The sequence below is a fragment of the Streptomyces sp. NPDC001617 genome (assembly GCF_053596855.1).
In genome coordinates this window covers 92,660-111,080 of record NZ_JBSFHA010000017.1, presented here as the reverse complement: position 1 = coordinate 111,080, position 18,421 = coordinate 92,660, and the positions used below count along the sequence as shown (strand labels likewise).

General features: G+C 65.4%; 22 protein-coding genes. 4 read left to right on the top strand and 18 right to left on the bottom strand.

The features are described from left to right. Positions 1 to 323 precede the first annotated feature (323 nt). A complete protein-coding gene (locus ACWC09_RS15970; RefSeq protein ID WP_450851132.1) occupies positions 324 to 836 on the top strand; it encodes a hypothetical protein in 513 nt (170 codons plus the stop codon). Positions 837 to 1,011: 175 nt separating this feature from the next. Here ACWC09_RS15970 and ACWC09_RS15965 read toward each other — a convergent pair whose 3' ends face one another. From ACWC09_RS15965 to ACWC09_RS15935, 7 genes are all read right to left on the bottom strand, one after another. Beyond that, positions 1,012 to 1,503: a WXG100 family type VII secretion target gene (locus ACWC09_RS15965; protein ID WP_450851131.1), complete on the bottom strand. Its 492-nt coding sequence runs from the start codon at positions 1,501 to 1,503 to the stop codon at positions 1,012 to 1,014. 38 nt (positions 1,504 to 1,541) lie between these two features. Continuing rightward, positions 1,542 to 2,003 (bottom strand): hypothetical protein, encoded by a 462-nt coding sequence (locus ACWC09_RS15960; protein ID WP_450851130.1) that lies wholly within the window; start codon positions 2,001 to 2,003, stop codon positions 1,542 to 1,544. A gap of 117 nt (positions 2,004 to 2,120) precedes the next feature. Continuing rightward, complete coding sequence (locus tag ACWC09_RS15955; protein WP_450851129.1) at positions 2,121 to 3,776, bottom strand: alpha/beta hydrolase; 1,656 nt, start codon at positions 3,774 to 3,776, stop codon at positions 2,121 to 2,123. Positions 3,777 to 3,976: 200 nt separating this feature from the next. Then, positions 3,977 to 4,354 carry a hypothetical protein gene (locus tag ACWC09_RS15950; protein ID WP_450851128.1) on the bottom strand — a complete coding sequence of 126 codons (378 nt, stop codon included), beginning with the start codon at positions 4,352 to 4,354 and terminating at the stop codon, positions 3,977 to 3,979. Continuing rightward, complete coding sequence (locus ACWC09_RS15945) at positions 4,351 to 4,743, bottom strand: hypothetical protein (RefSeq protein WP_450851127.1); 393 nt, start codon at positions 4,741 to 4,743, stop codon at positions 4,351 to 4,353. Before ACWC09_RS15945 ends, ACWC09_RS15950 begins: the two co-directional genes overlap by 4 nt. Before the next feature lie 70 nt (positions 4,744 to 4,813). After that, positions 4,814 to 6,019: a WXG100-like domain-containing protein gene (locus ACWC09_RS15940; RefSeq protein WP_450851126.1), complete on the bottom strand. Its 1,206-nt coding sequence runs from the start codon at positions 6,017 to 6,019 to the stop codon at positions 4,814 to 4,816. 35 nt (positions 6,020 to 6,054) lie between these two features. Beyond that, positions 6,055 to 6,390, bottom strand: a complete 336-nt coding sequence (locus ACWC09_RS15935) for a hypothetical protein (protein WP_450851125.1) — start codon at positions 6,388 to 6,390, stop codon at positions 6,055 to 6,057. A gap of 170 nt (positions 6,391 to 6,560) precedes the next feature. On the opposite strand from ACWC09_RS15935, the gene ACWC09_RS15930 reads away from it, so the two are divergent. Together ACWC09_RS15930 and ACWC09_RS15925 are read left to right on the top strand one after the other, a co-directional pair. Next, positions 6,561 to 7,097, top strand: a complete 537-nt coding sequence (locus ACWC09_RS15930) for a hypothetical protein (protein ID WP_450851124.1) — start codon at positions 6,561 to 6,563, stop codon at positions 7,095 to 7,097. A gap of 47 nt (positions 7,098 to 7,144) precedes the next feature. Beyond that, positions 7,145 to 7,726 carry a hypothetical protein gene (locus ACWC09_RS15925; protein WP_450851123.1) on the top strand — a complete coding sequence of 194 codons (582 nt, stop codon included), beginning with the start codon at positions 7,145 to 7,147 and terminating at the stop codon, positions 7,724 to 7,726. Positions 7,727 to 7,942: 216 nt separating this feature from the next. Here the strand turns inward: ACWC09_RS15925 and ACWC09_RS15920 are convergent, their stop codons facing one another. The 3 genes from ACWC09_RS15920 to ACWC09_RS15910 all read right to left on the bottom strand — a co-directional run bounded on the left by ACWC09_RS15920 (position 7,943) and on the right by ACWC09_RS15910 (position 10,152). Further along, the gene (locus tag ACWC09_RS15920) at positions 7,943 to 8,533 is read right to left on the bottom strand and encodes a hypothetical protein (RefSeq protein WP_450851122.1); all 591 of its coding nucleotides are present in this window, start codon (positions 8,531 to 8,533) and stop codon (positions 7,943 to 7,945) included. 549 nt (positions 8,534 to 9,082) lie between these two features. Further along, positions 9,083 to 9,292, bottom strand: coding sequence for a DUF397 domain-containing protein (locus tag ACWC09_RS15915; RefSeq protein ID WP_450851121.1), 210 nt, complete (start codon positions 9,290 to 9,292; stop codon positions 9,083 to 9,085). An 8-nt stretch (positions 9,293 to 9,300) separates the two neighbouring features. Beyond that, positions 9,301 to 10,152, bottom strand: coding sequence for a helix-turn-helix domain-containing protein (locus tag ACWC09_RS15910; RefSeq protein WP_450851120.1), 852 nt, complete (start codon positions 10,150 to 10,152; stop codon positions 9,301 to 9,303). A 238-nt stretch (positions 10,153 to 10,390) separates the two neighbouring features. On the opposite strand from ACWC09_RS15910, the gene ACWC09_RS15905 reads away from it, so the two are divergent. Then, positions 10,391 to 10,798 (top strand): ATP-binding protein, encoded by a 408-nt coding sequence (locus tag ACWC09_RS15905; protein WP_450851119.1) that lies wholly within the window; start codon positions 10,391 to 10,393, stop codon positions 10,796 to 10,798. Between the two features lie 140 nt (positions 10,799 to 10,938). On the opposite strand, the gene ACWC09_RS15900 is transcribed toward ACWC09_RS15905, so the two are convergent. The 8 genes from ACWC09_RS15900 to ACWC09_RS15865 form a co-directional block, all read right to left on the bottom strand. Then, positions 10,939 to 11,487 carry a hypothetical protein gene (locus ACWC09_RS15900; protein ID WP_450851118.1) on the bottom strand — a complete coding sequence of 183 codons (549 nt, stop codon included), beginning with the start codon at positions 11,485 to 11,487 and terminating at the stop codon, positions 10,939 to 10,941. After that, entirely contained in the window at positions 11,487 to 12,113 is a 627-nt protein-coding gene (locus ACWC09_RS15895) for a hypothetical protein (RefSeq protein ID WP_450851117.1), read from the bottom strand. Before ACWC09_RS15895 ends, ACWC09_RS15900 begins: the two co-directional genes overlap by 1 nt. A gap of 15 nt (positions 12,114 to 12,128) precedes the next feature. Further along, the gene (locus ACWC09_RS15890) at positions 12,129 to 12,839 is read right to left on the bottom strand and encodes a hypothetical protein (protein WP_450851116.1); all 711 of its coding nucleotides are present in this window, start codon (positions 12,837 to 12,839) and stop codon (positions 12,129 to 12,131) included. A gap of 23 nt (positions 12,840 to 12,862) precedes the next feature. After that, positions 12,863 to 14,125, bottom strand: a complete 1,263-nt coding sequence (locus ACWC09_RS15885) for a putative T7SS-secreted protein (protein WP_450851115.1) — start codon at positions 14,123 to 14,125, stop codon at positions 12,863 to 12,865. Continuing rightward, on the bottom strand, positions 14,125 to 14,454 hold the full coding sequence (locus ACWC09_RS15880; protein WP_450851114.1) for a hypothetical protein: 330 nt from the start codon (positions 14,452 to 14,454) through the stop codon (positions 14,125 to 14,127). The genes ACWC09_RS15885 and ACWC09_RS15880 overlap by 1 nt, the downstream gene beginning before the upstream one ends. A 568-nt stretch (positions 14,455 to 15,022) precedes the next feature. After that, positions 15,023 to 16,252 carry a S8 family serine peptidase gene (locus ACWC09_RS15875; RefSeq protein WP_450851113.1) on the bottom strand — a complete coding sequence of 410 codons (1,230 nt, stop codon included), beginning with the start codon at positions 16,250 to 16,252 and terminating at the stop codon, positions 15,023 to 15,025. A 206-nt stretch (positions 16,253 to 16,458) separates the two neighbouring features. Then, on the bottom strand, positions 16,459 to 17,994 hold the full coding sequence (locus ACWC09_RS15870) for a WXG100 family type VII secretion target (RefSeq protein ID WP_450851112.1): 1,536 nt from the start codon (positions 17,992 to 17,994) through the stop codon (positions 16,459 to 16,461). Between the two features lie 41 nt (positions 17,995 to 18,035). Beyond that, positions 18,036 to 18,374, bottom strand: coding sequence for a hypothetical protein (locus tag ACWC09_RS15865; protein ID WP_450851111.1), 339 nt, complete (start codon positions 18,372 to 18,374; stop codon positions 18,036 to 18,038). Positions 18,375 to 18,421: the final 47 nt, after the last annotated feature.

The following is an 18,421-nucleotide window of genomic DNA, read 5'->3' as shown; positions in this document are numbered from 1 at the left end:
CCCCCCGCTCCGGCTCCACCACCCCCCTCCTGATCTCCCTGATAATTTGCTGCTCCTGCCACCCAAGTCCATTGACTCCACGGGGAATCATGAGCCAGCCGCCCTTCCAACCACCGCCGCCACCTGCGCAGCCTCCGCAGAACGCCGCGAACCCGTACAGCCGGCCCGCGCCGCCTCCCGCCCCGCCGCAGCAGCAGGCACCGGGATTCGGACCGCCGCCCGGCCCTCAGCAGCCTCCGGTGTACGGCGGGCCCGCGCCCGTTCCCGGTCAGCCTCCGGTGTACGGCGGACCGGCGCCCTTCCCGGGGCAGGCGCCGTACCCGATGCAGCCCGGGCCGCCGTTCCAGGGGCAGCCCTTCGGGCAGGGGCCGGTGGCGAGCGGGAATCCCGTGGGTGCGGTCCTCCTCGGGTTCCTTGTCTCGTTCGTCATCTCGCTGGTCTTCAGTGGTGTCGTCGTGTTCATGGCCGAAGGCTGGAGCGTCGCCGCGTCCATCACCATCTACCTGGCCTACGCGCTCCTCAGCGGAGCGATCGTCGGCGCCTTGATCGGCAAGGTGGGTGGCGGCAGTAGCGGTGCCCGGATCGGTGGGGCCGTCATCGCCGCGCTCGGTGCCTTCTTCGGGTGGGCCAACGCCATCCCAGGCATCATCGCCAAGGAAGAGTCGTTCATGGCTCTCAAGACCCTGCTGGAAGCCGAGCCCTTCTTTCCGGCCAAGGCCTGGTGGCACAACGGCGACGGCGGGGTCGACTGGTCAGGCCCGGTCAGCCTCGTGCTCGCCGCAGCCGCCGCCTGGGGCATCGCCTACCTCGTCGGCAACAAGCGCGGTCACTCGTGACGTCTCAGTGGACACCGGCCCCCTCCCCCAGTCCGGTGGCCCCTGGTCCGTGACGAGGAGCCACTGCACCCCATCCAACGGCAGGTCCCCCAGCTGTGGTTCGGCGAGACCGAGCGGGAGGCCCCTGTAGTCGTCACCGGAACGGCGTTCGTATCTTCGTGCGCCGGGGTCTTCGTCAGCCGAAGTCGTTCGTGCCGGGCGTGGGATGGGTGCCGGCGGTCTCGTCGTACGTCGGCATGTTGGTGCCGTACGAAGCGCGGGGGTCCAGTGGGGCCGCACCGGAACCACTGACCCGATGGGGCTCCCCCGCGCTCGGGCGCAGCACCGCCGGCATCACACCGGGCGTGGCCTGCGTGGCCGTATCCGTGCCGGTCTTCTCGAAGTCCTGGGAGACCCGCTCGTCGTTCCACTCGTGGCCGTCGGCCGAGGACCTGAGGTTGTCACCGCCGGCCTGGATGCGGGCGTGCAGACCGTCGAGCGCGGGCTTCCAGCTCGTGGCGAGTTCGGTCAGGGCGGAACCCATCGACCAGCCCGTGAGCGAACCACCCGCCGTTCCGGCCTCCTTGACGGCCTTGTCCGCGGGGCCCTTCATGGTGCGGGCGATGCCGTCGCACGCCCCGGCGGAGGCGCGGAGCTCGGCCGGGTCGACATCGGTGCGCTGGGACACGTCGGCTTCCTCTCGGGGTTGGAAATGCTCCTGCTGACTCAGAATTGCTGCTGCTCGGCTCCGGGAGGGAGGAAGCAAGGAGTCGAGACGGAGAGCCGAAGAGTGCCGGCGGGATTCACCGAGTCCGCGATGAGCGAGTAACCCTCCTTGTCGCTCTTGCCGTACATCACGGCTTCAGGCGTGGCGGGGCGCTCGGTGTAGCTCGTGATGCGGACCCCGTGCTCCTCCAGAGCCGCTCGGAGCTTGCGCACCGCGGCGATGTGCTCCGCCTCGGGGAGCTTGGCGTAGCCGGTGTAGGTCAGCGTGTACCGCCCGTCCTCGGGCACTTCGTCGTTCTTGCCCACGCAGGCGTCGAAGTGCTTCCTCGGCGCGGGCTCATCGGCGATCTCGACGTCCGCGTATCGGGCCATGGTCGAGACGTAGTCCTCGGCCCATCGCAGCGAGTCCGATCGGCTCTTGCGGGGGAGAGGTTTGTTGATTTCGCTGGTCTGCTGGGACATGCAGGCTCCGGTACAGAGGATGGCGGTGAGTGCCAGGGTGACTCTGAGGGCGGTTCTACGGCGCATCGGTCTCACTGGTGGGGGGAACGGACAGGGCCACTGGGCAGCCGGCGCTGATCACAGGTGGCCGGGTGGCTGGGCCGGGACCTCGGTTGGGCCGTCGTATGCGCTCGGCTGACGGCCGGCGATGATCCGCCCCTGGTTGGCGAGGCTCTCGCTGTCCTGGTCCCAATACCCGCTGTGGCCACTCGTGTCGGTTTCGAAGCGGGTGGCACCGAAGTAGGAGGACGTCACGTTGTGCCCGAGGGTCAGGTCCTGGGCGTCCCGGATGGGGTCGTCCTCGGCCAGGCCCACATACACGTGGCTGGGGTCGATATTGAGGTCGTCCGCTCTGTCCACGGTCATGCCCGGGCTGCCGACCACCGAGATGTTGTCCGCGTCCAGACCGCCGTTTCCGGCCGCCGCCGCTCCTACCGTGGTCGATCCGTAACTGTGGCCGAGCACGGTGAGGTTCGCCCTCTCGCCTTCGTGGGAGGCACGCAGGCCGTGCGTGAAGTCCCTCAGGTCCTGAGCACCGTCCTCCGCCCGGCCGGTGCCGGCGACAGAGAGATTGCCCGCCTCGGTGACCGGGACTTCGGGGGCGTCGTAGCCCAGCCAATAGACCATGGCGGTGCTCGATGTCGGATCGGCGTCCTGCGCGGACTCCTGCAGCTTGCTGAGGCGCCCCAGTTGTCCGCCTGTGGACTCCATGGTGGTGGCGGTGCCCGGGACCTGGACGCCCACGTTGTCGGCGGTGTCCGGGTTGCCCATGGCGACGATGGCCCGTCCGTCGTCCTTGGAGTCGTAGCCGAGGAGGTACAGCTCCTTGCCCTTGGGCGCGCCGTCCGCCTTTTCGAGCTGCTCGTTGAGCACCAACAGGTTGCTCAGACGCTTGTTGACCTCCTCATCACTGTCGTCCGGGAACCCTTCGTCCCAACTGCCCTCCTGGATCAGATTGAGTTCCTGGCCGAGCGCGGTGCGATTGGCGTCGTCGCGTACGTCCGTCGGCAGGCCGTCGGTGGCGCCGATCTCCTTCGGATAGAGCGTGGTGTAGGTCTGCCGCTCCTCGGGGCTCAGCGCCTTCCACCACTCGGCGGCGGCCTTCGGGTCGTCCTCGGGGATCTGCGGGCCCTGTACGCCGATGGCCTTCATCGCGTTCTTCACGTCCTGGGCGGACTCCGACGCCGCGTCATGGCTGAGCGGGTCGGTGAGGATGTCTCCGTCGAGCTCCGCGAGGGCCTTCGCGCCGTCGTCGCTCGCCTTCCGCGCGTCGGCCAGAGCCGTGTCGATGGCCGCGCGGTGCTCGCCGAGCAGGGCGTCGCGGTCCGCGACGATCTGCCGCGCGTCGGGGTCCTGGTGGGGCAGGCCGGTGGTGGTCGGGTCACTGACCCAGCCGTCGCCGTCGACCTCGAAGTGGTCCTCCTCGGCCCGCCGCACCGCGTTGCGGAGGTCCGTCTGGGCCGCCTCCATCCAGAACTTCGTGGTGTCCAGAACCTCGGCGACGGCCATCGCCTCCGTCTCGACCACACCGATCCGCGACTCGACGTCCTCCAGGTAGAAGAGGGCCGCGTCGGCGTCGTCGCCCTTCCAGGACGCGTGCAGGGGGCCGGTGACCTGCCGGCGATGGCGGTCGGTGAGGGAGTCCATGGTCGTCGACAGCTCACGCCAGGCCTTGGCCGCGGCTTCGAGATCGGAGAAGTCCTGCTTCATCAGCCGGGAGAAGTCAGACGCCATGGCTACGGCCTCGTCCCGGGCCTGTTCCCGGACCTGTTCGGCCTCTTCGGCCTCTTCCCGACCGGCCCAAGTCCCCTTCAGGGCATGGCAAAGACACCCCAAAGCGCATAAGGCAACCCCCGTTGCTGTTACTCACTCATGAGTTCGAGGCGCACAGAGTAACCGACGCTCTCACCCTGGGGACAAGTCCCGATCGATTGTCAGGCGCTCGCGCTCTTGAGGAGGTCCCGGAGCCTGCGCACGAACTTCACGATGCCCCAGACGGCGAGGCCGCCGAAAAGGAACAGGACCAGGAACGCCTGCCAGAGCGGCATCTTCCCGTGCCGGGAGTACGAACTTCCGTGGCTACCGCGGTAGGAGTAGCCACCACCATGCGAACTCCGGTAACCGCCGCGGCTCTTGCCACCGCTGCCCTTGCCCACACCGGTCCGGGGCACCGCCGCGGCACCGTATGAGGCCGACACCGCGCCGTACGCGGCGGAATGACGCACCGGCGTCGCCTGAGCCACGGAGGATGCCGAGCCGAACAGGACCCCGATCAGGACGAGGCCGGTCGACCAACGCGCAGGCGTGGTCAACGGTGTGCCCCCCGCCCGCCCCGCTCGTTCACCCCGTACACCGGCGCGTCCCGCTCCGCACGCTCGCGGTCCAGATCGGCCTGCTGCCGTGCGTCCCACTCGCCGAACTGCGCCTTGGACTGCTGCCGTTCGGCGTACGTCTGGTCGTCGGCCGCCCGCCGCATCTCATGGAGCCGCTGGAAGACGGCCTCGGTGTAACGCGGGTCCTGGAAGGCGTCCTTGACGTCGACGTCGCCGCTCAGCACCGAGCGCGCCATGTCGCGCAGGGCCGGGTCGAGCGAGGTCGCGCCCGCGATGGTGCGCAGGGAGCGGCGCAGCCGCAGGGCCTGTTCGGGGTCCTGGGCGATTCCCATGAGTTCCTCGTCCTGGATCTCCCGGTCCGCGGTCATGGGTGCGTACGTCCTTCCTGGTTACGGGTGTTGGGGGTGAGGTCGGCGAAAGGCGGTGGGGAGTCCGGACTCACCCGAACTCGCTGCGAGCCCAGTCCTGCGCGTTCCCGCCACCGTGCGAGGAACCGGAGCGCGAGCCGGAGGAGGCGGCAGCGGTCGGCCTGTTGGCGTGGGACGCCTGCGTGGTCGTACCGCTCGAGCCGCTCGTTCCGCTCATTCCGCTCGATGAACCGGAGTCCGAGGACGAACCGGAGTCCGAGGCAGTGGAGTTGGACCCGGAGGCAGCGTCGGAGGACTCCCCGCCCTGACCGCTGTGCCCGGACACCGCGTCCACACCCTGCTGTACGCGGTCCCCGACCGCCCCGGTGACCTTCTCGGTCGCGGCGTCGACGGCGCCGTCCACGTGCCCCTGCACGTCGGTGTAGCCGGCGAGGGTCGACCCCTCACCACCCGTGACCTCGTTCTTGAGGCCGTCCACATACTCACCGGCCGCGTCCTTGGCGACGCCCGCCGTCTCGCCGAAGTCGATGCCGGAGCGCTCGTCGAAGTAGGTCTCGATGCTCTGCCGGCCGATGTTCTGGGCCATGCCGATCGCGGCGTCCTTGGCCTTGTCCTTGGCCGCGTCGACGACCTTCTCCTGGACGAACTGCTTGGCCTCTTCCTTGATCTTGTCCTTGGCGAACTGCTTGACCTTCTCCTTGGTGATCTTCTCGAGCTGCTCCTTGGCGATCTTCTTCAGGGCGTCCATGGTGGCGTGCTCCATGGCCTTGGTGACCGCCCGCATGACCTCCTGCTTGAGCTTGTTCAGGATCTCGCGGACGATCACCCGTGTGGCCTGGGTCGCGCCGAGCGCGCCGACCTCGGAGAGTCCGAAGGTGAACGGGGCGGAGGCCTGCGCCGCGATGATCTCCACTGCCAGGGCGATGAGTTGGGCGATCACGGCCAGCTTGGCCGTGAGGACCGCGATGGCCGCCGCGTCGAAGGCGAGGGCGATCACCTCGCAGGCGGTCCTGGCGTCGGGGAGGTATCTGTCCTCGCCGTTCGAGCCGGTGTACGCACCCCAGGCCTTGCTGAAGCCGTCGACGGCCGTGCCGACATTGCTCGCGACGACGGTACGGGCGTACCCCTCACCGGTCGTCTCGATCTGTTCGAGTTGATTGCCGAAAGTACGCCAGGTCTCGGCGACCTGGTGCAGTGCGTCCTCGTCGGCCTCGGGCCAGGAGTAGCCGAGGAGGTCGAGCACCCAGACGAGTTCGTCGGGCAGTGTGAGCGCCATGCGAAAGCCCCGTTATGTGCTGGAGTTCTTAGGTCCTAGACCTTGCCGACTTCGCTGATCATCCCGTTCAACCGGCCACTGTTCGACGCGTCCGAGTCGTCGTAATTGCGGGCCATGTCTTCCAGGTTGTGGCCGATCTGTGAGAGCCGTTTCGCGAGGCTGTCCATCGACGTGAAGATTCCGTCGCGAATCGGCGTGTAGACCTGGCCGAAGATATCCCCGAAGTCCGCGTCCGCCCACGGCTCACCCAGGCCGTCGAGATCATCCTGAAGCTTCTTGGAGGCTTTCGAGAAATCACCCCCGAGCTCGGCGAAGTTCTCTCCCTGTTTCTTCAGTATCGACGTGTCGACGTCAAAGGTGCCGAACTCCACTGCTCCCCCGGACTCCGTTTGCTGCAGTTCATATTGGACGACAGGCCGATACCTTAGACTCCTCGCGCACGGCTCAGCCAGCCCGACAGTCAAGAGATCGTCAAGTTCGCAGGGGGACGTCAACAGTGGTTACGACACGGCCGAGTTACGGCAGCACAGGGACCCTGTGGGTGGGAAGGCTGCTCGGCCTGGGACTGATCCTTCTGGCCGCCATCGTCGCCGCGGTGACGGTTCCGGAGCTCCGCGGCGAACTCGCCGGCGAGGGCACGGACGGAACCCTCACCGTTTCTTCATGTGAAGCGCACACGAAAACCCACTACGGTACGCACAGGCGAACGACGGAACTCAAGTTCAGCTGCACGGGGACCTGGACGGCACAGCATGGTGGAGCCACGTACAAAGACGTGACGGTGGAAACGTCGTCGCGTTTGGACAGCGGCGCGAAAATCGGAGTCGTACAGGCGGACGACACCTTCGAACTCCCCGAGGACCGGGCCCCCGGAAAAGACATCGCCATTCTCGCCTTCTGCCTTTCCCTCCTCACCTTCGGCGCCTTCTGCCTCCTGACGGGCTTCGGCACCCGCAACGGCCCCGGCCTCGCGACCTCTTGGCAGGGCCTGCCGGCTCGGAAGGTGCTGGGGCCCACGCTGGGCGGCCTTTTCGTGATCGGTGCTCTCACGGCACTGGTCTGCGCACTTGTCGCGTGACGCCGTATCCGTCGCTCTTCTGATGTCCGAGTTCTGAGGAACCCACAATGACCCAAGTACACGGGAATGCCACGCCGAACGCAGCCGCGCAGGGAGACCGAACCGGCCTCGGCCGCCTCATCGGCGCGGGCCTGATCCTGGTAGGCGTAGTCCTCCTCGCCCTGGGCGCCTACCTCGGCCCCGTCCGCTACGCGGCGTCGACGCCGGGCAAGCTCACCGTCGACAACTGCTCGATCGAGTACAAGTACCGGAGTTCGTCGAGCAGTTCGCGGAAGAAGACCAAGACCAGGTGGTGCTACGGCACCTTCGCGGCCGACAACGGCTCGGCGAAGGACCTCAACGCGGAACTCAGGAGCGACGCCCTCTATCAGAAGGGCCACGTCATCGACGCCCGCAAGTCCAGCGACACCAGCTACCAGCTGGACAAGGGCTGGCTCTATGCCATCGCGGTGGGCTGCGCCTGGGCCTTCGGCGCCCTGATCGCCCTCTCCGCAGGCGTCTTCGCCGCGGTGACGGGGTTCCCGTACGGGCGCTCGGAGAGCCATGGGTTGTTCCGGGTGTGCCTGGTGGTGGCCGGGGTGGGGGTGGTGGGGCTGGTGGTGAGCTGGGTGGTGGCGTTCTTCGCGTGACGCCGGCAGGGCTGGGTGGGCCCGCAGTTCGGCCGGGCCCGCCTACGTTTCATGGCTCGGTGGGCGTCGCCGAGGCCTACGGTGCCGCCCGGAACGCCACTGACACGGCAAGGTCCGCCACCGGAGCGGGGTTCTGGCTGGCTCACCGTCCCCCGTGGGACGTTCCCCGAGCCGGGGAAGAGCTACGAGGATCCAGCCGTGTTGCGGGCTCCCCCATCACCCGTGAAGCCGGAAGGACAACATCACCAGAAGACAGGCGCCGACACCGAAAAGCCCTCCTCGGACCATCCACTTTCGCACGACACCCACCCGCGTTTCCGATGCCGCCCGAGTGATCAGGACGACTTGCCTTCCACTCCGCGGGAACCTGCCGGTGGCGGCGAAGACCATGCCGAAGGCCAACACAATCAAACCGAGGAAGAACAACGAGAGCCACCGGACTGTCTCGACGAATCCAACCTGCACGTACCAGTCACCGGCCTTCCGAACGGAGACCTTGCTGCCCGGCTTCACTTCCACCCAGGCGCTCGCCTGGTCGTCAACAACCTTGCCGTCATCGGACCGGAAGGTCCCTCCGCACACCGAGGTGCCCTTGGAGTGACGGTGTCCCCCTTCAACCCAGCACCGGTCCACGGCCAGAATGCCGTGCCTACCGGCGAGACCGGTGGCGAGGGCTGCGTTGTGGAGGCCGAACCAGAAGGCCGCGAGGGCGAGACCGAAGAACAGAACCCCGAGAGCCCGGCCGAGGAAGCCGGGCCGAGGATGGGTTGTGGCGGACGGGAGCGGCGTCAATTCCGGCTGACTCACTTGGTGTTCTCCATTGCGTAGTGCATCTTGGTGCCGCCCCGGTGTACCAGAACGTCGACCTGCAGCGCCTAGGCGAACGGTGGGGTGCCGAGAGGGCGCCCCTCACACCGATTCGACATGCACGTCGCCGAGGTCGAGTAGTCGAGGTACGCCTGCATGTCCTTCGAGTCGCTGATGAAAATGACCGCGCTCCCGTGCTTCGCGGCAGACAGCGCCACCCAGGCATACATCACATCCGGCTTCTTCCTGCCGGGTAGCTTCGCTTGTTCCAACGCTGCGCCGATGCGCCGCCAGTCGATGGCGTCGAGACCCGTGGCGCATGCGATGCGCTCCGGCCGGCCTTTGTTACTCGCATCGGGGGTTCCGACGCCCGCGCTTGCGGCACCATACAGTCCCTGAGAACGTCGTCCCCGAGTCTTACGCGGGTACTGGGATCACTCCGCTCGATCCCAGGTGAGTCAGGAACTCGGGGCGGCAGCCCTTACCGGCGTCAGGAACACGAGTAGGGCTGATGGTCATGTGCGGTCGAGCCAGCTGAGCATCAACGCGCTACAGGCCTTCGGCGCCATGAACTGTGCCTGCCTTGAGGTCGCCAATGAACGCCATGAAAGTTCCGACCGGGAAAGAGAGCGCGCCTCGGGCCGGGGCCTTTGAGTCGCGTATCGCGACTCGGGTGTGGAGGTTCGCTATCTCTACGCAGTTGTTGCCGTCGGCGCCGCCGGAGAAGGACGACTTCTGCCAGTTCTCGGGGGTGGTCACGGCTCGCCTCATAGTTCCTTCGCCAACCTGTGGATGAAGTCACGCGAACGCGCTGGCTCGAGCGATACAGCCTCCACCTTACGGAAGAGCGTTCGAAAAGCAGTGAGTTGGGCCTCGGAGTCGATGAAGGCCGTGCCATGAGCAGTGTCGCGCAGCGCCGTGTCCAGTTTCGGTACGGCTCCACCCGCGTACGCCATGCCGCTCCACGCTCCGCCGAAGTCGTCCAGATCGAAGGGGACGACCCGCACGGTGACGTGGTCTGCTTCGGAAAGTTCCAGGATGCGGGCGAGCTGGGTTTGCGCGGCGGCTCGATTGCCAACTCTGATGCGCAGAGCCGCTTCGTGGATGACCGCCTCATACGGGATGGAGGTAGGGCCCGTGATGATCACCTTTCGATCCATGCGGTGCCTGACCCTCAACGCAAGCTCTTCCTCGGGGAGTTCAGGGACGCGGTAGGAGAAGATGCCGCGGGCGTAGTCCTCTGTCTGGAAGAGGCCAGGGACGTGCAGGAACTCGACGTCGAAACGGTAAGTGGCGTGGTGCTCCAACTCGGCGATGTCCAGAAACGACGTCGGCAGCAGTCCTTGGTACTTTTCCCACCAGCCACTCGTCCGGTCGGTCGCCATAGCGACCAGGGCCGCGATCAGCTCAGCATCCGTGCAGGCGTAGTGAGCGGCAAGCCTTCGTACGCGTTCCCCGCTCACCCCTGCCGTACCGAACTCGATCTGACTCATCTGAGCCGAGTCGGTTCCTAGCAGTGCAGCGGCTTCGCGCCCCTTGAGCCCTGCAGCCTCGCGCAGTTTTCGCAGCTCAGCACCGAGACGTTCCTGTCGCGCGGTGGGCTGTTTCCTGCGCGCCATGACTTCCTCCTGGCCCCCAACTGCCCTAGGACAGTGCCTCGTTCGAGGGTCAGATTACGGCAACGACTTGCACGGTCCCAAATTGTGGCTCTACCGTCAGTGACGCGATGCACACACAGCGGAACTCGGGGTCACCGGAAGCGCACCGCTCCGTCCTGCCATGACGGACGCGGCACTGCCACCGCCCGCCGCTCCCTCACGAATGTCCAACACCCCCCTGCTCGATAGGAGTTCAGTCATGCCCGAAACCGAGCCCTGGGAGTACTCCCTCCACATCCCGAACGACCCACGCGCCGTCACCGTCTGCCGCCGGACCGTGCGCCTGATCCTCACGATGCACTGCTTGATCACCATGGTCGACACCGCAGAACTCCTCGCGACAGAGCTAGTCTCCAACGCCGTTCGCCACACCAATGGGCCTGCCGCTCTGCGTCTGCGCTGGAGTGACGGTGTGCTGCGCATTGGCGCCTGGGACGCCGACCCTCAGCCGCCTGCACCGCCTTCGAGGCTGACCGACTTGGTCGACTCGGAGGACGGCCGCGGTCTCGCGCTGGTCCGGGCCTGCGCCGACGTCTGGGGCTGGCAGTCGCTGACCAGAAACGGGAACCGCGGCAAGTGCGTTTGGTGCGAGATCGTTGCCGCGTAGGCCGCGCGGTCGGCCGTCAACCATCCGTACTCGTAGGCAATCACCCGGCCGCTGGCACCCGAAGATAGTGTCGGTATGGCCTCGCAGGATTCTCGTCAGTGATCACGCTGGCTCCGTGTTCTCGCGGAATTTGCCTGCGTCTAGGAGGTCGACTCCGCAGCCATGGCGATCCAGCTCAGGATGCCCACAGAGATCGCGACCACGACGGCATAGACCATGCGGCCGGCCGCCTTCTGACGACCCGAGGGCTCCCGGCGGCGAGCTTCCCGACGCTGGGATGCTCCGCGTGGCTTGACCGCTTGGTAACCAAGACCCGCGAGGACTGCCACGCAGACAGCGACCTGCCACAGTTCGCCAACGACGCCCCAAAAACCGGTCCGCTGAATCGTCTGGGGCCAAAGCCCCTGACGCACGTCCAACTTGGTGCCATCCGGGTAGTCATGCCCGGTGTCCTTGAGGTGCACGTAGACGGCATCGCGGACGGTGCCACCGTCCGGCGTGAAGTCCCCGTAGCAGTCGTAGTCGGAGTTCCTGCGGGTGTTGCTGGTGTCGACGCAGGTGTCCACCTTGTACGTGCCAGGGGTGCCGTAGAGCCCTGCGGAGAGGGCGAGGTCGGCGGTCGCGGTGACACACCAAAAGGCGGCCACGAGGGCGAGAATGCCGCCGCACACCCATCCGAATACACGCATCAGCCGTGTACCAAGATCCTCGGCTCCTTCTCCAACAGCCGGGAAATACCTGCCTGTTCGGCAAGGGCCCTGCGCTGCGAGTCGGCCTGGGCGCGCTCCTGCTCGTACTTCTCCCAGTCCGCGGGCTGCACGAAGAGCATGTCGTTGCTTTCCGGGACGATCACGACGCCGCCAAAGGCCAGGTCACCGGCGAACCAGGCACCACCCTTCTCGGCCTCCTTCGGCCAGCGGCGCATCGTCGAGGCGTTGATCGCGCGAAGAGATGGGGCGCCATGCTGACCACGCACCGACAGTCGAACGGTGTGCACATCGCCGAGATACTTCCACTCCGTGTCCTTCTTGGACACTCGGGTGCGGTACTCCAGGGGATAGGTGTGCAGCACCTTCTCGCACACCTTGAGCCGCGACCCGTAGCCCAGCCTGAGAACAAGGAAGGTAAGCACGAACAGGCAGGCAGGGATGCCGAACATGGGCAAGGCAGCATCCCAGCCGGCCAGGCGCGCCGCGATCGGCACAGCGAACAGGCTCACGGCAAGTGCGAGACGCACGGCAATATGCCGGTGTCGGAGGGCGCGGTTGTGTTTGAGGACCTGCGCAATGTCGGGCGCCTTGGGCGGATTTTCCATGAACGGGCTCCCTCCTTATCCGAAGTCGTTGCGCATGGCCGCCTCGGCTGAGCCCGCTCGCGGCTCGTCCCGCTCCGGCACCGGCTCAGTCGGATCTGTGAACGTCAGCGTATGGGCAACTCCTAGGAGGATGTCCCGATACACGTCCGCGAGGTGGGGAGCGGGTGTCACCAACTGGACCAGAATGATGTCGGGCGTGCCCGATCCAGTGACAGCAACCGTCCCCTGCCATACGTCGCCGTAGAGGGGGCCTTGGGGATTGCTGGGGTCCATGCCCGGCGCAATGGCGCGCTTCTTCTCCTCCGCTAGATAGCCGAGGCCACATGGCAGTTCGATCGGGCGCACCCCGGAATCCGGGTCGTCGGCGGCTGACGCAGCGAAGCTGGCAATCACCAGCTTTGCGTTATGGCCAGATGTCGCGACAGTCGCGATCGTGAGGATGGACGTCACGATGGTGTCGTCGTCATCTGGGTGGTAACCGGCGGCGCACAAATGCACGTTCTGCGCATTGAGCGCGCTGACCATACCCGCATAGAACTGCAGAACCTGCGAGGCCTGCGCCCGCTGATCTGCGGGCAGCATGTTTAGCTCACGGGCGAGTTCCTCTATGCGCTCGCGCGGTGGATTCAGGTCCAGCTTCGCGTAGCCGTGCGGAATTCCATACCAGAAAACGGGCTTGGCGGTACTGCTTGCGGCGGAGCCCGACGGGGCTGCGCTATTGGTCACGCTTTGTCCACCTCTCGCTTCGGCTACCCTGCGGCCAGTAGGGACCGCACGATGTCCGTCCCGGCCCAGACTCCGCCTCCGGCGTTGATGCCTGTCGCGACATTGCCCGGCGTCCCTTCCTCCGGCATGAAGTTCGCGACGACGCTGAGGCCGTTCACACTGATGTCAGTCATGAGTTTGGCCGATCCAGAGACGCTCTCTCCTGCTGCATGCCACGCCTCTGCAGCAGCGGTTGTCGGGGCTGTGCGTAGCACGTGGCCGACTTCCCGAACGAACTCGGTGCCGACCTCGCGGCTCGTGACGTTGACGCCCATATCCACTGCCTCAGTCAGCCCACCGCGGATTTCGCGGGCCGCCGAACTCAGCGCCCTGCCGCCAGGCACCATACCAATGAAATCGCCACCGACGGTGGCCCAAGCAGAGAAGGTATCCATGTTCCAACCGAACTTGTCGCCCCCAGGGAGAAGAGCATTCCGGAAGTCCGGATCGGAGAAGTTACTGGCCAGGTCCACCGCGCTGGCAGCAATCGCAATGCCGGCGAAAAGCGGGGCAAGCGGAGTCGGAAAGAGAGCGAGTAGACCGGCGATAGCCCCGATGGTGCCCGCATTCTCAACCAGGAAATCGCCGACCGACTTGAGGATGTCGCCGACCTTGTCCCAAAATCCAGGCTCGTCCGGGGCCTTCTTAGCTGAGCCTTCCAGAGCCTTGGCGATGATTTCAGCATCGCCAGCGTGCTCGGTTTCCAGCTCCGTGACCTTGCGATTGAGCGAGTCGTACTCGTTGTTCGCTTTGGTGAGAGCCGTATTCGCCTCGTCCAACTCGCGCTCCGCGGAGCGCAGTCGAACAGTTGCGGCGTCAGCTTCCTCCTGCGAGGGGAATGTCTGGCCAGCGAGCTTTAGGTCCGGATGCTGGGCCGCCTGGTCGTACGCGCTCTTGGCCTTGCCGACCGCGGTCTTCTTCTCGGCCGCCGCGTCGTCGTACTTCTTCGCCAGCTCCCGGTTGGAGGTGAGCTGGCCTTCCCACTTGTCCAGTTGGGTCGCTGCGCCACGAAGGGAAGAGGCAGCGTCCTTGATGTACTTCGGCAGGTCGCCATCGAGGGACTCGCGGAACTTCTCCGCCGCGTCGCCCTCCCAATAGCTGCTCTCACCAGTGAGCTTTGTCAACTGCCGATGCGTGTTCTCCAGCGCCGTCGCCGCTGCGGCCACCTTCTGCTGTAGCTTAAGGACTTCGGCGGGGACGCCGGGTACGGGGTTCCAGCCGATGTTGGGGTACGGGTTCGCTGCCATTACCGACCACCCCCGGCAGCACCGGAGGTGCTCTGATCCGCGATCTGCCTGAGGGCCTTCTCCAAGGCTTCCTCGACCTCTTCGTAGCCCTTCTTGTTGGCCTTCACGCCCTCTTTGATCGCGTCAATCATTTTCTTGGTCTTGTCTGCCCCGTATTTCCATTCGTCTTGAAACTTGTCACAGGCCTCATCGAGCCTCGCGGTGCCGATCTGGTCGGCGCGCACGTGGTCGAGGGCGGACCGAGCCTCGTTCAGCTCATCGACGCATCTCTCCAGGTCTGTCAGGAACTGTTCGAGTTGCCCGATGTCTGTTTTGAAGTGGTCCCCCATTGACCCGTTTCTCCCCGCTTGGTTCCGGATGCCATACGCCCAGGCAGCTCACTGATCATCTGAGCATCTTCGACAACATACCTGCACTTGCTCACTCCTTGGATGGCTCGCTCCGCCGTCGTTTTACCCGTCGGAAGCCTGCGACGTCTTCGATGCTGCCCAAGGTGCGCTCTCCCCCTACTAGCCTTGGTACGGAGGCTGTTGAGCGTACGGATTGGGGTGTTGCGGGAGCTGTGCCGAAGAACCGGGGTATCCGTAGCCCTGATTGGGGGCGGAGGTTGGATACGACTGCTGGGCGAAAGGCATCGGTTGCCGCGGCGGATAGCCCACGTACTGCGGGTATGCGCCGTCCGCAAGACCGCTGTTCATCGAGGTACGACGACTACGGGTTACGGCGTAGACGGTGACAGCCGCAATCACGACTCCGAGGCCGATAACTCCGACGAGGAGGACGATGGCGCCCATGGAGTTGCTTCCGTTCTCGCTTCCGGGACGATTTGCTGCGCCGTTGGCGCGCGGGGGGGAGGACTGCGATGGTCAACATGCACGGTGCAGGTTCTGCTGACCTCTACTGCCCTTGGTACGGCGGCTGTTGGGCGTAGGGGTTGGGCTGCTGGGGAGCCTGGCCCGGAGGTGTCGAGTAGCCCTGGTTGGGCGGGGTGTTGGGGTACGGCTGCTGGTACCCCGTCGGGGGCTGGGGCGGGTAGCCCGTGCCGTGCGGGGGTGTGCCGCCGCCGGGGCCAGGACCGCCGTTGCCGCGGTTTCGGCGGCTGCGGATCACGGCGAAGATGATCGCGATGATGATTACGGCGCCTGCGATGCCGGCGATGAGGAGGATGCCGTTGGAGGACGACTTGCTCTTTTCCTTCGCCGCCTGGCTCGTGCTCTCGTTGCCGGAGGCGGAGCCGGACTGCGTAGACGTGGACGGCGACGCTTGCGCGAGGGGGCCCTGCTTGGGGCCCGCGGGGATGTCCATCGTCAACGCAGAGCCTGGGCGGGCGATGCCGTAGCCGAGTTCCTTGTCCGGGGCCGTCTTACCTGTGTTGTTCAGGAACGACGCCGACTTGACCAGGCGGTTGATGATCTGGCCTGCGGTCAGGTCGGGGTACTTGGAGCGGAGAAGGGCGACGATGGCGGAAACGTAGGCGGCAGAGCCTGAAGTTCCATTTGCCACCGAGTAACCGCTCTTGGTGGTCGGGTCAGCCTGTGCGAGATCCACCCCAGGCGCTGCGACGGTTACGTTCCCAGTGTTTGAGTGGGACCAGGGCGTAAGCCCCTCGTCCACGGCGGAGACAGCTACCACGCCTGGGAGAGCAGCCGGATAATTGACTGTACCTCCGTCGTTGCCCGTACTCGCTACAACCACCACGTCGTGTGCCTGCGCATATTCGATCGCATCGGCGGCTTTTGAGCCGGGATAAGCGGAATCATCGTTGAGTGACAAGTTAATTACCGAGGCACCCTCCGCCACCGCGTAACGAACTCCAGCGACCCATTGATTCGTAACAAGCTTGTCTTTGCTTCCCTCAGTTCGAATCGGCAGAATTTTCGCCTTCGGTGCGAGACCCATGATTCCAGAGGAATTATTCACCCCATGGCCGTGACCGGCGATGAGGCTAGCCATAGCAGTCCCGTGCCCGTTGTCATCCTGATGAGGGTCGCCTGCTCCGCTGAAGTCCCTACCCGGCAGGATCTGACCAGTCAGATCCGGTTGACTGGCATCGACACCTGTGTCGATCACGGCAACAGTGACACCTGCCCCTTGCGAGGTCTTCCAGACTTTTTCTGCGCCGTACACAGTAAGCGGCCACTGAGCATCTCGGACTTGATCCGCCGACGCAAGTGGGGCCGATGTGAGGAGCAAGGCTCCCGTCAATGCCACGACACCTGTCGTGGACCAGACTCGCTTGAAACCCAACTCCCTGCTCCTCACTCAACTGTGGCTGGATGCTCCAGCCCTATACATGGGCACACGAGACTTCTCTCTGGCCCGCTCTTGTGGGCTTACTCGATGGTTCGCGGGACGTTCCGGTTACGGTCTTCTTCTGAGATCCAGGTCTCTTCGTCCTCGACCAGATAGTCGGGACGGTCGCCCCTGCTGTTCTCGTCCTCAGACCGTCGGCCCTTGCCAGCTGCTCCGGCTGCTCCTGCCATACCTCCGCGCTGCGTTCCGCCCCGGCTGCCATGCAAGCCTGCGCCGCCGCCAGCGCCCTTGCCAGCGACACCCTTTGCCGCCCCGACTACACCGCCACGGGCCCTCGCGAGGGCTCCACGACCGCCAGCACTGGCACCGCCTCGCCCAGCTGCGCCGAGTCCGCCCATGCCCCCAGTACCGGCTCGGCCCGCAGCACCGCGACCAGCTGCTGCCCCACCACCGGCAATACCACCGCGGCCGCCTACGGCTCCGATGCCTCCAGCAGAGCCGGCCGCGAGACCAGCTGCTCCACCGGGGGCTCCGATACTCGGGCTCGTGGCTGCGCCAGTGCCGAAGCTGCCACCGCCAACGCTGGCTCCGCCGACGCCTGTGCTAGGACCAGTTCCGTTCAGGCCTGGGGAGATACTGTCCACGTTCGTCCTGGCCGCCGGAAGCTGCGTGCCCCCGGTGATGCCCGGTTCACGGGGCATGGTGGGTGTAGTAGGCGTGGTGGGCGTCGGCTTGATGCTCGTCGTCGTCCCGGCACTCCAGGGCTTGGTCGTACTGCTTACGCTGCTTGGGCGCGAGCTGCCAGCAGACGGCATGGGAATGGGGGCAGGCATCGGCGTTTGTGGGTTCGGGGCTGGGAAGGGGTCCCTCGGGTCGTCTTCCCGGAACCCTGTCTTCGTATAAGCCTTGTAGTTGACCGCCAACTGCTCCATGATTGCCACCCCCTTCAGCTGCTCTTCCTTGCCCTTCGACAAAGAGTCTGCGTTCGCCTGACGGGCAGCATCTGTACTCACGCCCTTGTTGATGTCTTCCAGCAGTTGCTTATCACTGCGGTTGTCATCTGTGAGTTTGTCCCAAGCCCGATCCCAACCAGACGGCTCTTTGACTTCTCGCATCTTGGTGATGGAATTCCGCAGATCGTTCTGGACAGAATGCATCACCTCCCCATAGTGGTTGGCCCATGCAGCCGTTGTGCGAACGTTCCCCATGATCTCGTTGGCCTTCTTGCGGAACGCTTCGGCCGCGTCGCCCTCCCAGTGCTCAAGGACGTTCTCGACGGCGCTCTGCATCATCCCCGCGACGCTGTCCTTCGACGAAACCGAGTCCACGCCGCCGGTCTTGCCGTCACCATCGCCGCCGGACAGGATGTTATGGACAGACTTCCAGTGCTGGCTGACCTCATAGATCCGGTTGGGATCCGCGTCAAGGATCATGGAGTGCAGCTTGGGAATTCCCATCGACATGAAGTGCGTGTCGATTTGGCTGCGGTCAGGTCCCCCCATGCCGCCATCGGGGAGTGATTCAAGCTTCTCGTCGTGCTTGTCCTTGATCCGCTGCTTCTCTGCCTCTTGCTGAGCCTTGATCTGCTCCGGGCTCACGTAGTACTCGCCGTACATCTCCGAACATCCCCTCCGTCAGTGACCGGTCGCTGAACCGCTTAGTAGGCCGACGAGCCCTTGGGAGCCGCGCTCACGCCCTGCGCGTTCGCATGCTCCTGGTTGCTGTACTTGTCCCTGACCTTCGAGGTGCTGGTACCGAAGTCATCGATCAGCTTGTGCAGGTCAGTGATCATTTTCTCGATCCTGGCCTTCTGCTTTTGGTGGGCCTCGTGAAGCGCGTTGGACTCCAGAAACTCAGCGCTACCAAAGGCCTTGCTCGGAATATCCGTCTCGTACTTGGCCTTCGTATTGGCCTGATCCATGTCCGAGAGAAGCCCATTGAGCTTCCGGATGACCTCATCCAGCGCGCTCAGATCAACCCGCATCCCGTTGCTCATACCCCGTTGTCCTCTCCCCTGTTCCAAAACTTCGCAGCGCCGCTAGC